Below are 13073 nucleotides of genomic sequence, written 5' to 3'. Positions count from 1 at the left end.
GCAAGCTCCCATCGATTCGCTCGACTTGCATGTATTAGGCACGCCGCCAGCGTTCGTCCTGAGCCAGGATCAAACTCTCCGAAGAAATGTTTGACATGCTCATTTGCTTTTTTGATAGTGTGTGCTCACTTAAAATTTAACGTTGGCGCTTTGTTTTGTTCAGTTTTCAAAGAGCAATTTGTTGTCGTTTCTCTCAGAAGCGACCTCTATAATGTAACACATTCTGTCACGTTTCGTCAACAACTTTTTTTAAAATGTTTTTCACAGCTTGTTAGCTGTTTAAGTTGCTGTCTTAGCGACAAGAAATAATATACCATGTACAAAAAATGTTTGCAATACGTTTTTTAAAACTTTTTCAAAAAAAACCGTTTCACCTATTTTCTTCTATATATCCTTTACACCAACACACCCTTATCCCTGCTTTCTGGACCAAGCTCAATTGTTTATGAATAAACGAAGCATATTTCCAAAGAAACACAAATAGTCATATATAGATATCTTTTTCCATGAGGTGAAGCAATGAATCTTCCATTAATCGGATTACTCATTTCCTACAGTATGACCCTTTACTTATTCAGTACCGCTTATTATGAAGCCATCAAGTTCAGCAGAGAAAAAGGCAAGGTGAATGGTACGACGTTTTTATTCAGCTTTACATTCGCTTTGGTTTTCACACGGATCACCTATTTGTTTCACCCCTATTAAATAAAAGCAGTAAGTCGGGAGACTTACTGCTTTTATACGGAAACTTGCGCTTCTTCATGTACCTTGCTTTTCTTTTCATCTTTTAAGAACATCATCAAACCACCCAATATGATGGTGCCTCCCAGGACCTGAGTCCAGAGTATCGGTTCATCTAATATGAAGTAAGCCAGAATTGTAGCCCCCACCGGTTCAAGTAAGATTCCCATCGAAAGCGTCGAAGTGCTTAACCACTTTAGTGACCAATTGAATAAAGAATGACCTAATAAAGTCGGGAAAATCGCAAGCAAAACGAAATAAACCCAATCGGAAGCAGGGTAAGGCGCCAATGCCTCTCCCTTGAAGATCACATAGAAAAACAATGCAACAGCACTGATTGCATACACGACAAATGTATATGTTATAGAAGAGATACGTTTTCGAACATTTTGACCAAACAGTAAATAACCGGTTACCAGCGCACATGCGATAAGCGAAAGAATATCTCCCCAAAGCGCCATACCACTAATTCTCAAATCGCCCCAGCTAATGACGAGGCTACCTGCTATTGCAATAATGCCGCTCAATATCGCCTTCATTGAAAATCTTTCTTTAAAAAACAGGTAAGCTCCGGCAAAAGCGAATAAAGGCTGGAGGGTGACAAGCACAGTTGAACTCGCGACCGACGTGTAATTAAGCGATTCAAACCATAAAATAAAATGAAAAGCCAAAAACACTCCTGCCGCAATCGAATATAGCCAATCCTTTTTTTCAATGAATTTAAGTTCATGACGGTATTTCATCAAGAAAAACGGCAACATAAGTAAGACGGTAAATAATAATCGGTAAAAAGCGATAACACCCGATGGAGCGGTGGCCAATTTAACAAGGATGGCCGAAAACGATACGGATGCCACACCGATTACCAACGCTACATAGGGATTCACTTTTGGCATTTGCACTCAAATTCCTCCTTTCAAATGGAATTACATTTCATTGAACTCTATTTTACTATGTTAAAATCATTAGGGTAGTTTTTTTTGAAAAACGGGTATATGGCAACAGACGATCTTATTCTTCGATAATAATTCGGAAGTGGTGAAAAAAATGGAATGGACATTCGACCCTCAATCGGAACTGCAAATCCTTATCAAATTGGGAATTTCAGCTCTACTTGGACTAATTATCGGACTCGAGCGAGAAATGAAGCGAAAACCCGTAGGATTAAAAACAAGCCTGGTCATTTCAATCGTGAGCTGTTTATTAACGATCGTTTCCATGGAATCCGCTTATAAGTTCCCTGGGAGCGATGACGTAAATATCACAATGGATCCCTTGCGTCTAGCTGCCCAAATCGTTTCTGGCGTAGGCTTTATCGGTGCTGGCGTCATTCTCCGGCGGGACAACAACAGCATATCCGGTTTAACGACAGCCGCCATCATCTGGGGAGCTGCAGGAATCGGAATCGCCGTTGGAGCTGGATTTTTCCTCGAGGCCATTGCAGGCGTCATCCTATTGATCATAAGTGTCGAATTGGTGCCCGCAATCGTCACCTGGCTAGGACCGATGAAGTTACGGCAAAAAGAAATCTTTCTGCAGCTGGTCGTACAAAATAAAGATGACATTGCCGTCGTATTGAAAAAAATCAAAGACGAAAAAATATTCATCAAAAACCTTAGAATCAAAGATGTCGCAAATGACAATCACCTTTTGACACTTAAAGTGCTGGTCGATCATAAAGTCAGAACATCGGAAGTGTATTACACCGTTTCCAACCTTAAGGAGATTGAAAGAGTAGAGATCGAAAATGCATAATTAAAAAACCGTTTGATTACCCTCAAACGGTTTTTTTATCATTTTTGCAAAAATCTCATATTTTATATTGACTTTTCGCTAAAATCCGATAAAATAGTTATTGTACCTCAACTCGGGGCATTAGCTCAGCTGGGAGAGCGCTACGCTGGCAGCGTAGAGGTCAGCGGTTCGATCCCGCTATGCTCCATATCCGAAAACCCTTGCGTAGCAAGGGTTTTTTTCTTTGGCTTTAAAAAAATACTTCATTGTGACCATATGAATAATCAGAATCTACATATACACATTTTAGGTTGCATGCTTCAGCAGTGGGCTTAATCTACGGTGCTTAAACAATTTGAGATAAAATCATCGCGAAGGAGTTAAAGAATCCTTTCATTAACAAAGTGCCTACCTCCTTTAAGGAAGTAGGCTCATTCAAATCCATTTTCAAAAAAGCATCGAAATAACTTATAGATTAATCAACTAACATTCCTTCAGGACAATCTATTCAAAAAAGATGCGATAAGCTGTCCTAGCCTTCGAACTCCCTCGATTATTTCTTTCTCATTGGCATAACTGAACGAAAGCCGGAGAAACTCGGTTCCATCGTTTTGATCCAAGAAAAAGTATTTCCCTGGAACATATGAAATACCCTCAGCAAGAGCCTGTGATAACAAATGCGACGTATCCACACCTGGAATTCTCACCCATACAAAGTAACCACCATCTGGTACATACCATGAAACGGATTCTGGAAGAAATTGTTCCATCGAATGGATTAACGCATTACATTTAGAACGATACACATCTTTTAGTAGGTCGAGCCGTTTATCAAAATCGGCGTTTTCTAAGTATACAGCCATTGTACTTTGAGCAAATGGATGGTCTAAATCTTTTTTAAACCACTCTAAAGCCTTAATGAATTCACTTTCTCCCGCTATCCATCCAATCCGCATTCCTGGCGCAACAACCTTGGATAAGGACCCAACGTGGAGGACCCGCCCGCGTTCATCAATGGATTTTATTGGCGCCGGATTTTTATCGAAGGATAATTCTCCGTACGCATCATCCTCTAGAATGAGAAAATCAAACTCGATGGAAAGCTCCAATAAATGCTTTCGGCGCTCAATTGTCATAGTCGTGCCAGTTGGATTTTGAAAGCTTGGGATAGTATAAAGAAAACGCGGAAGGGTTAGACCTGTACGCTTCCTTTGATCCAGCATTTCTTTTAATCGGTATGTTTGGATCCCCTGTTCATCTATAGGTATACTGATAATATGCTTCGTATAGTTTTGAAAAATTTCTAAAGCCTCCATATAGGTGGGAGACTCTACCGCTACAACCGCTTTATCATCAAGGAGAATGCGGGCAATGAGATCAATCCCCTGGCAAGCTCCTGATGTAATCAAAAGCTGTTCTTCTAAAATCAAAATTCCACGCTCTGCCAATCTTTTCTGGATTTGCTGCTTCAGTTTTGCAATTCGTGGACTTCCAAGATAATGGAGAGGCAAATCCTGCTCCTCATCAAGAAGTTTTGCTACAGCTGCCTTGAGCTCCCCAGCAGGAACGAGTGCAGGATCAGGATAGCCTGAACTCAAGCGAATACAGCCATCCGGCAGATTTGGCATCCATGCACCGGGCGGATCATTCTTAAGTGCCGCTTTAATGTTTTCAGAAAAAAAAGATTCAACATTCACTTCAACCATACACCTTTCCGTCAATGAAATTTTAATTGATACTCGTGATTTTTGAAGCTCCCTTATTTTATATAAGCATAAATCTATTGTAGAAACACTCTAAATTAATTTTAAAATTTCTCTAATGAGAGAAAATAATCACTCTTTGCAAATTCTGGAGTCCCTTTTACAAAGACTTTCTTGGTCACTCCAATGCAATCATAAATTATGTGTGTATGGATGAGGTCGTGATTTTTGTCATCAGTATCTGTAAAGCTGGTTAAAGAACGAAAAAATAAAGAAAGGCAGATCGTTCGCCTTTCTTCACCTTTTATGCAACTCATGGCATTTCTTAACCAATCGCTTCGGTGCCGCACGTAAATAGGCTTCTTGAATTAGATAGGTCAATTCATCCCAGTCTTCCCCATCCGGACTTTGAATAGAGACCCAACCGTGATGTCCTATATATGGAGTTTTGAAAAAATTCTCTTTCTGTAGCAATAATTCTTGAGTTTCTCTATCTGACTTGAACGACAAGCTGAATCCTTTCTCGCTTTCACCTGAAATCACGAAGGATTTCCCATTGATTTTAAAAGTGTTGTGACCGAATCCGTCAATATGTTCAACAGCTTCGGGCAGCGCAAGACAGATATTGCGTACATTTTCAAGCATGGCTGCCGTTTCTTGTGATTTCATGTTTTAATTCACCTATTATCAACTCTATTTTGCATTCACATCGGGTTGGTGAATTCCAAAAGTATTGCCTTCGGTATCAATATAGTATCCTTGCCATGCCATTCCGGGCAGGGCAAATTTGGGCAATGCGACCTTGCCGCCATTCTCAATAATTTTAGCTTCCGTTAAATCGTAATTTTCCACTCCCATGGTACAGGCAAATGCATTTAACGTTTGGTGTGTTTCCGGCGGAGCACTATGACGCTGCATCAAAGCACCATCGATCCCATGTTCATTCTCATTGCCAGTTACTGCTCCAAAGTAAGGCACTCCTGCATATTCACTCCAGTCTTGAAATGACCATCCGAATACCTCTCCATAAAACTTCTTTGCCCGTTCCATGTCATTCACATGAATTTCAAAATGAACTATTCTTCCCATGATTTCCTCCTAATTCACACAAGAATTAACCGTATCCTTAAATTATTCAGTCAGTGTTCGCTTACAATAACCCATTTATCATTATATTTTAAATGGAAATAAATTCAAATAACATCATACATCCTATATAACTTTTTAGAAAGACAACAGGAACCACTTTTTAATTCTCGTTTGCTCCGACCAACCGTTTGTATACCAAATATTTGCGAAACTATGCGTATATTTTTGTGAAAGTTGGACGAGACTGCTAGTAAATAATTCTAGGAGGTTATCAAAATGTTTAGATTCGGGAAGAGTAAGCCGCGGAGCAAGGTCGGTAAATTAATAGATAAGCACGGATATACACAAGAGGAGTTTGTAAGTGCGTCCGGTATCTCACGCAATACGATAAGCAGAGTTTGCAGCGACCCTAAGTATGTGCCGTCAGCCGGAGTTTTAAAGAAAATCATGAAGGCGGTTCGAAGTATAGAGGCTGACGCAAAGGCAGATGATTATTTTGATTTATGAACGAATATAAAGCCCAAACATCAAGGGTCAGGGCTTTGTCTTATTCCCCGCTTATCTTGCGTACTGCTTTGGAAGGTACCCAGCCAACATCGCCAGTCTTCGTTAATTCAATCCGGGGCTGTGTACCCTCTCGTTCGATGAACGTGATAGGCATTACTTCGTCTGTTGTTATTGGCCTCTCATCGGAAAACATAATCAAAGATTTAAACACTTGAATTTCCATGCGAGTAAGCTTATTAAAAAAATGATCTACTGTACCTACAAGTAAATCGCCATCCTAATTGTAAAAAACAACCTTCATTTTAATTTTTGTTTACACATATATTGACCTGCTTTATCAGGATAAAAAAATTGATCATTTTTCATTGAATGGATTGAATAAACTTATTAATCCTGATCCACCTCCCGATTTCTAACTTTTTTGATTAAGGATGTTAGGTCGCAAATTTTCCCGGCTGTTTCCCGTTCCAATACCAGCTGTTGCCCAATGGCGAGGGCTAATCTTTCTCCTTTTGCTCTTAATTTGGGATCATTTATACTTTCCAAATCAGGAACATGAGCTAAACCAACCACTCGACGCATCATTTCACACCCCGCGTATCCAAAGGAATCCTGAAGCAAACGCAGCAAATAATCATCTTCATATCCCTGTATGGACACGTAAGAACCGCTTGCTTTTTCCTTCCACAAAGTTCTAAATTCTTCTTCAAAGGTTGTCCAAATTTCCTCTACTGTATTTAATAAATACTCTTGGTATTCAATCCGTTCCTTTTGAATGAGAGTATGTCCTTCATGAGAGCAATAGTTGAGTAATAGATTAGCAATCACAGCTCCAACATCAAAACCCATCGGTCCATAAAAGGCGAACTCTGGATCAATCACTTTCGTGTCCTTTTCCGTGATCATAATGCTGCCTGTATGAAAATCTCCATGGATAAGTGCTTGAGTACGAGTGAGAAATCCTTCCTTTAACTTCGTGATTTCAAGTTTAAGCCGGTCATGACTCCAAATTTCTTCTACGACTGCCTTAATTAGCGGGTTGAATCGATTCGTTTTTGCATCGTAATATGGATCAGTAAACACAAGATCTTCTGTAATTTTGCACATTTCAGGATTTATAAACTGAATTACTTTTTGCTTTTTACATTCAGGATCTAACGCTAAATCGGAAGTTAAAAACAGAGTTCTAGCTAGAAAAGCACCAATGTGTTTTGCAAAATAAGGATAACGATTACGGGCAATTAGGCCTTTACGCATTATGATATGTGTAGATAAATCCTCCATGACAGTTAACGCCAATACTTTATCATAATGATAAACTTTTGGAACTGAACCAGGACAAATTCCATTTTGCATCATCAATGCTTCACTCTCAATACGTGACCTGTCTAATGTTAATGGCCAAGACTCCCCAACTACGCGCGCATAAGGAAGTGCTTGTTTTATAATTACACTTTTTTCCGACGAATCTTGTTCCGCTATACGAAATACTAAATTTAGATTCCCATCCCCCATTTCCTTGCAAATTAGTTGAGCATTCTCCGAAAATAAACCCGGAATCTTTTTAATATATTGCATTGTTTCTAGCTCACTAAGTATATGATAATTTAAATTTGTCATTAATCCCCTCTCCCCTTTCTAAGAGCTCTTTTCCTGAGTAAATTCAACTAGGTGTGTGCAACAACACTAGTATAAGTAAGTTAAACAATTGTTTTTTTTGTATTTACTCACTAAAAGGGTTATGTCATCATATGTTGTTTTTAAGAGAGGGGTGATTAATTATTCAAAATAACAATTTTATAATCAAAGCAACCAACCTAAAGAATCGCCTGCCAAATCAATTTTTCTCTATTATTCGGAAAAGTGTAAGGGCTTATTAATGCGGGGTATGTTGTTATTAATTTTGGACAAGGCATCCCTGACCTTCTCACAAGAAGGCGTTCAAGAGCTTGTGGATACTTACGAATTACGATATTGCCTTTTTGAAGAGCTAAAAAATTCAATCGGCATGCTCCAGCTCCTAAAGGATCCTACTTTGCCTGGCTGCCAGTAAGAAATTTGCTGATACGTTATTGAAAAAATGCAAAAGTTGTCCTGGGACCGGGAATTGGATTTGGTAAGCATGGAGAGGCATATGGTCGAATAGTGTTTCTTGCCGGAGAGGAATGGATTCAGGAGGATACAAGCGGAATTGATATTTCGTTCTCCCTATTTTATCGCGTTACCCTATCCCCAAATATGATATCTATTGCAATGCCAGTGATTTTAATGACAAACAAATCAAAATCATATGGCCCTTTTCTTGTGATTCAAACTGCAACAAAGACTGTGGAATGTGTAAACCTACTATATTTCGTTCGCTTTCAACTACCGATTATATGAAAGTTGTAATTGGAGATAGTATCACAGATTTGGCGATTGCCAAATTGGCTGAACTTGTTATTGCACGAGATTTTCTTTTACAAAAATGTAAAGAGCAGTCTCTTCCTTGTAAAGAATTTGAATCATTTTTTGATGTGATTAAAATTTAAACCAAATTACCAATAAGTGTGGTGAAGACCCATAGATAAAAAGGATTTTGAAAAAATCACTCTCGAATCAATCGAAAAGGCCTTTAAAACATTACAAACAATTAAAGGAAGCCTATCGGAAAGAGGCTGGTTTCCGGCAACCAGCGGGAACCTGTCCATTCGTGTAAAAAACTCTTCGTTAGAGCTTGATCAACCTATTATAGCAATAACATCTAGCGGGAAAGACAAATCGATTGATACTCCAGAAGATTTTATTTTAATTGATTCGCATGGGAATCTTGTGTTTCCTACCAACTTAAAACCTTCTGCCGAGACCTTGATTCATACTGCTATTTATCAATTAATCCCTAATTGTGAAGCTGTTTTCCATGTCCACACTATTTACAATAATCTCATTTCAGATCTTTATGGCGATCAAGGAAAAGTTACCTTCACGAAACATGAAATCATTAAAGCATTTGATATTTGGAAAGAAGATGCTTCCATAACAGTTCCAATTGTAGAAAACTATGCTTCCATTCCTAAATTAGCAGAAGAAATCGGCGGAGTTATCCAACCCGGGGTACCAGGTGTATTAATCCGCAACCATGGAATCTATGTATGGGGAGATAGTGAGTTTACTGCTAAGCGTCATTTAGAGGCATTTGAATTTCTATTTGAATATCAAATTAAAATGTTTTTTCTGAAAAAATTCAACCAAACTTTTTAAAATTTTCAAAAAGGAGAATTTTACGATGGCAACAATTCGCATGCGTACTACCAATAAAAGATTTACAGAAGAACAAGAGGTTAAAAGATTTTTGGATGAACAAGGAGTCCTTTACGAACATTGGGATATGAAAAAATTACCCAAGCATCTTTGTGATGAATTTATACTTTCCGACGAGAAAAAAGAAGAAATTCTTAACGTCTTTGATGCGGAAATTAAATCCCTTGCAAATCGACGTGGCTATAAAGAATGGGATATTGTTGCATTATCCGATGCCACTCCTAATTTAGACGAGCTTCTAAAGAAATTTGAACAAGTACATGTTCATACCGAAGATGAAGTTCGTGCCATCACTGCAGGAAATGGTATCTTTACTATCAAGGGTGATTCTGGTTATTTCGACGTAGAATTATCTGCTGGAGATGTGATTTCTGTTCCCGTTAACATCCCCCACTTCTTTACTTTATTGGAAAACCGTCAAGTAGTGGCCGTTCGTTTGTTTATTGATGCTTCCGGCTGGGTTGCCCACCATTATGATGATCCGGATTTCAAGTCGGAATAGAAACTGATCCATCGATTTAATCTAACCCATCTCTGGCAGCCTGAAGTCCAATTGTTGCCCCCCTATGCTCTATACGTGTAAACCCTATACTGCAAGGTTTTTTTCTTGTTCTTGAACACATGAAAATCCCCCGCTTCCATTAGAAGCGGGGGATTTTCATCATTCTCGGATAATATGCTTTTAGCTTGCGGCTCTTTTGTCGCTTTTAGACAAACCCTGCAGGGATTGTTTAAAAGCAACAAATATGTATTGCGCTTGTGCTATTTTCGACTAACCATTTTCTTTATGAACTGAACCACAGGTGACACAATGGATTCATGTACATTCGTAAGGGCATAACCGATCAGCCCCATAATTATCAGGGCTATTATTAATCCTATTATCAATCCTGATGTTTCTCTAAGTTCTTCAAGTACAGCATCCATTCCTTATCCTCCCCGGCTTGCCGAAGCGACTTAATTTTACGGTTTTACATCCATTTTACTTCTGAAAGCTTCATTTATCGTTTTTTCTTCGAGCATTGACCGATTCTGTTAAATAAGGTTCATTATAACGCATTGGATGATTATGGTCGAGCTGCCACTTTTACACGCATTCATTGATGTCTTTCACATCATCGCTTCCTGATAAAGGCTTTATTTCTAGCGTTTCTATATAGGTTTAAAAATAAACCTTCGTATCATTCGAACATTCAAGAAAAATTGTAAACCTTTTCATTTGTCCAAAACCGACAAACAAATGACAGAATTATTGTTTTTTAAGAACATTGAGAATATTGTCGAAAAACCGTAAGCTTAATTTATTGAAATACATCTTCTTAGGGGGTGCGCTTTATATGGAAGCCATTACAAGGGACTTTTTCTTATTTTTATCTAAAAATAATCTGCTTAATAATATTGCTAAAAAAAGCGGAGGAAATTTTGCTGCTGGAAAGATCATTGGAGGAACTGATTTCCAAAGTTCCATTAAATTCATTAAACAACTTAATAATAGCGGCTTGTCGGTTACAGTCGACCATCTTGGGGAATTCGTTGATTCCAAGGAAGTGACCCTGGAACGTACGGCAGAATGCATCGAAACCATCGAAATGATCAGCAGGGAAAAACTTGATTCACAGGTTTCTCTGAAGATGACTTCTTTGGGACTTGATATCGATCATAAACTCGTGATTGAGAATATGACGAAAATTCTTGATACAGCCGAAAAACATAAAGTCATGGTCACGATCGATATGGAAGATGAAGTTCGCTGTCAGGCGACAATCGATATCTTCAGGCAGTTCAAGGAAAAATACAGCTGCATAAGTACTGTTCTGCAAGCATATTTATTCCGCACAGAGAAAGATTTGGAGGACCTTGCCCAATATAAGCCATTCCTGCGTCTCGTAAAGGGTGCCTACAAGGAATCTCCCGAGGTTGCTTTTCCCGAAAAGGATGATGTAGATGAAAACTATAAAAAGTTGATCAAGCAAAGTCTTCTTAACGGTAATTATACGGCCATCGCCTCACATGATGACAAAATCATCGAGTATACAAAAGAGTTGGCTAAGAGGCACAACATTCCAAATACACAATTCGAATTCCAAATGCTTTATGGCATGAGAAACAAAACTCAATATGAATTGGTCAAGCAAGGTTACAAAATGCGCGTCTATGTACCATATGGTCTGGATTGGTATGGATACTTCATGAGAAGGCTTGCAGAAAGGCCATCCAATATTGCCTTTGCCTTCAAAGGGATGGTCAGAAGCTAAATATACATTCAACATTATTAATTGCTACAAAAAATCTATTAAAAGGTGTGATTATCAATGATTTCATATAAACACGAACCATTTGTCGATTTTACAAACGAGGAAAACAAAAAAGCTTATCAGGAAGCACTTCAAACAGTTGAGGGCTACTTAGGGCAAGACTACCCTCTTTATATCGGGGCAGAGAAAGTGACGACTGATGAGAAAATCGTTTCATATAACCCTGCAGATAAGCAAGAGGTCATCGGCCGAGTATCGAAAGCGAATAGGGATCTTGCTGAAAAAGCCATGCAGGAAGCTGTTACCGCTTTTGAAAGCTGGAAAAAAGTGAAACCTGAAATCCGCGCTGACGTTTTGTTCAAAGCGGCTGCCATCATTCGCAGACGCAAGCATGAATTCTCTGCGTTATTGACAAAAGAAGCGGGAAAACCTTGGAATGAGGCTGATGCGGATACAGCGGAAGCAATCGATTTCCTAGAATTCTATGCCCGTCAAATGCTGACTCTTAAAGATGGTGTGCCTGTTCAAAGCCGTCCGGGAGAATTTAACCGCTATGATTATATTCCATTAGGGGTAGGCATCATCATTTCTCCTTGGAACTTCCCATTCGCTATCATGGCAGGTACAGCTGTTGCCGCTATCGTCACTGGTAACACAATCCTGTTGAAACCAGCTTCGACTACTCCTATCGTTGCAGCTAAATTCGTTGAAGTGATGCTTGAAGCAGGCCTTCCGGCAGGTGTGTTGAATTTCGTTCCAGGAAGCGGAGCCGAAGTGGGCGACTACCTGGTTGATCATCCAAAAACACGTTTCATTTCCTTTACAGGTTCACGTGATGTAGGTCTGCGTATTTACAAACGTGCTTCAGAAGTGAACGAAGGCCAAATTTGGCTGAAGCGTGTCATTGCTGAAATGGGCGGAAAAGATACTATCGTTGTCGACAAAGAGGCAGATCTTGAATTGGCCGCTCAATCGATCGTGAAATCTGCATTTGGCTTCTCTGGACAAAAATGTTCTGCTTGTTCACGTGCTGTCATCGTAGAAGATGTATACGATCAAGTATTAGATCGCGCTGTTGAATTAACAAAACAACTTACAGTTGGTAATCCTGTAGAAAACCATTTCATGGGTCCAGTTATCGATCAAGCTGCTTTTGACAAAATCATGAGCTATATTGAAATCGGGAACCAAGAAGGACGCATTCTGACTGGAGGAGAAGGAGATAGCTCTACAGGCTACTTCGTTCAACCGACAATCGTTGCTGATGTTGATCCGCAAGCCCGCTTGATGCAAGAAGAAATCTTCGGACCAGTCGTTGCCTTCACAAAAGCGAAGGACTTTAACGAAGCTCTTGAGATTGCCAATAACACTGAATATGGTTTGACTGGGGCTGTCATTACGACAAATCGCCTTAACATGGAAAAAGCACGCGAAGAATTCCATGTCGGGAACTTGTATTTCAACCGCGGCTGTACTGGTGCAATCGTAGGTTATCAGCCATTCGGCGGGTTCAACATGTCAGGAACTGATTCCAAGGCTGGCGGACCGGACTACTTGCAGCTTCATATGCAAGCAAAAACAACATCCGAAACATTCTGATAATGTTCCATTGAGCTATTTGAAGATGATTTGAAACCCCTATGGTTTTCGTATCTTTCATTATGGATACGGAAACCAAAATGAAGTTAAATGGAGGAAGTGACAAATAGGTTGCTTCCTCTTTTAAAACAAAAAATTATATATT

Annotated in this window: 14 protein-coding genes, 1 tRNA gene and 1 rRNA gene; 8 read left to right on the top strand and 8 right to left on the bottom strand. The window is 39.3% G+C overall.

All coding sequences use genetic code 11. The annotated features are described in order from the left end of the window. A 16S ribosomal RNA gene (locus ACIROD_RS21690) occupies window positions 1-85 on the bottom strand; the annotation flags it as partial. 434 nt (window positions 86-519) lie between these two features. On the opposite strand from ACIROD_RS21690, the gene ACIROD_RS21685 reads away from it, so the two are divergent. Then, complete coding sequence (locus ACIROD_RS21685) at window positions 520-705, top strand: hypothetical protein (RefSeq protein WP_101223533.1); 186 nt, start codon at window positions 520-522, stop codon at window positions 703-705. Window positions 706-737: 32 nt separating this feature from the next. Here ACIROD_RS21685 and ACIROD_RS21680 read toward each other — a convergent pair whose 3' ends face one another. Then, entirely contained in the window at window positions 738-1637 is a 900-nt protein-coding gene (locus tag ACIROD_RS21680; protein WP_402944070.1) for a DMT family transporter, read from the bottom strand. 151 nt (window positions 1638-1788) lie between these two features. On the opposite strand from ACIROD_RS21680, the gene ACIROD_RS21675 reads away from it, so the two are divergent. Both ACIROD_RS21675 and ACIROD_RS21670 read left to right on the top strand, forming a co-directional pair. After that, window positions 1789-2496 (top strand): MgtC/SapB family protein, encoded by a 708-nt coding sequence (locus ACIROD_RS21675; protein ID WP_101223535.1) that lies wholly within the window; start codon window positions 1789-1791, stop codon window positions 2494-2496. 114 nt (window positions 2497-2610) lie between these two features. After that, window positions 2611-2683 (top strand) — tRNA-Ala (locus tag ACIROD_RS21670). A 286-nt stretch (window positions 2684-2969) separates the two neighbouring features. On the opposite strand, the gene ACIROD_RS21665 is transcribed toward ACIROD_RS21670, so the two are convergent. The 3 genes from ACIROD_RS21665 to ACIROD_RS21655 form a co-directional block, all read right to left on the bottom strand. Continuing rightward, the gene (locus tag ACIROD_RS21665) at window positions 2970-4172 is read right to left on the bottom strand and encodes an aminotransferase-like domain-containing protein (RefSeq protein WP_402944011.1); all 1203 of its coding nucleotides are present in this window, start codon (window positions 4170-4172) and stop codon (window positions 2970-2972) included. 303 nt (window positions 4173-4475) lie between these two features. Next, a complete protein-coding gene (locus tag ACIROD_RS21660) occupies window positions 4476-4847 on the bottom strand; it encodes an MmcQ/YjbR family DNA-binding protein (RefSeq protein ID WP_101223537.1) in 372 nt (123 codons plus the stop codon). A gap of 24 nt (window positions 4848-4871) precedes the next feature. Further along, entirely contained in the window at window positions 4872-5267 is a 396-nt protein-coding gene (locus ACIROD_RS21655) for a VOC family protein (RefSeq protein WP_101223538.1), read from the bottom strand. Window positions 5268-5543: 276 nt separating this feature from the next. Here ACIROD_RS21655 and ACIROD_RS21650 point away from each other — a divergent pair, with 276 nt between their 5' ends. After that, window positions 5544-5774 (top strand): helix-turn-helix domain-containing protein, encoded by a 231-nt coding sequence (locus tag ACIROD_RS21650; protein ID WP_101223539.1) that lies wholly within the window; start codon window positions 5544-5546, stop codon window positions 5772-5774. Window positions 5775-5814: 40 nt separating this feature from the next. Here the strand turns inward: ACIROD_RS21650 and ACIROD_RS21645 are convergent, their stop codons facing one another. Both ACIROD_RS21645 and mtnK read right to left on the bottom strand, forming a co-directional pair. Continuing rightward, a complete protein-coding gene (locus ACIROD_RS21645; protein ID WP_402944007.1) occupies window positions 5815-5997 on the bottom strand; it encodes a hypothetical protein in 183 nt (60 codons plus the stop codon). Window positions 5998-6161: 164 nt separating this feature from the next. Beyond that, entirely contained in the window at window positions 6162-7394 is a 1233-nt protein-coding gene (mtnK, locus tag ACIROD_RS21640; protein WP_402944004.1) for an S-methyl-5-thioribose kinase, read from the bottom strand. 942 nt (window positions 7395-8336) lie between these two features. Here mtnK and ACIROD_RS21635 point away from each other — a divergent pair. Beyond that, window positions 8337-9014 carry a methylthioribulose 1-phosphate dehydratase gene (locus ACIROD_RS21635; RefSeq protein WP_402944067.1) on the top strand — a complete coding sequence of 226 codons (678 nt, stop codon included), beginning with the start codon at window positions 8337-8339 and terminating at the stop codon, window positions 9012-9014. A 25-nt stretch (window positions 9015-9039) separates the two neighbouring features. Continuing rightward, entirely contained in the window at window positions 9040-9576 is a 537-nt protein-coding gene (locus tag ACIROD_RS21630; RefSeq protein ID WP_402944001.1) for a cupin domain-containing protein, read from the top strand. Between the two features lie 260 nt (window positions 9577-9836). On the opposite strand, the gene ACIROD_RS21625 is transcribed toward ACIROD_RS21630, so the two are convergent. Further along, the gene (locus ACIROD_RS21625; protein WP_230176254.1) at window positions 9837-10001 is read right to left on the bottom strand and encodes a hypothetical protein; all 165 of its coding nucleotides are present in this window, start codon (window positions 9999-10001) and stop codon (window positions 9837-9839) included. 410 nt (window positions 10002-10411) lie between these two features. Between ACIROD_RS21625 and ACIROD_RS21620 the strand changes: the two genes are divergently transcribed. Next, entirely contained in the window at window positions 10412-11329 is a 918-nt protein-coding gene (locus tag ACIROD_RS21620; RefSeq protein ID WP_137019574.1) for a proline dehydrogenase family protein, read from the top strand. Between the two features lie 57 nt (window positions 11330-11386). Then, a complete protein-coding gene (gene pruA / locus ACIROD_RS21615) occupies window positions 11387-12928 on the top strand; it encodes an L-glutamate gamma-semialdehyde dehydrogenase (RefSeq protein ID WP_230176253.1) in 1542 nt (513 codons plus the stop codon). The last annotated feature ends 145 nt before the right edge of the window (window positions 12929-13073 follow it).

The sequence above is a fragment of the Peribacillus sp. NPDC101481 genome (assembly GCF_044767165.1).
Taxonomy (GTDB): domain Bacteria; phylum Bacillota; class Bacilli; order Bacillales; family DSM-1321; genus Peribacillus.
The sequence above is the reverse complement of the archived record's forward strand: the minus strand, read 5'-3'. Positions and strand labels throughout refer to the sequence as shown.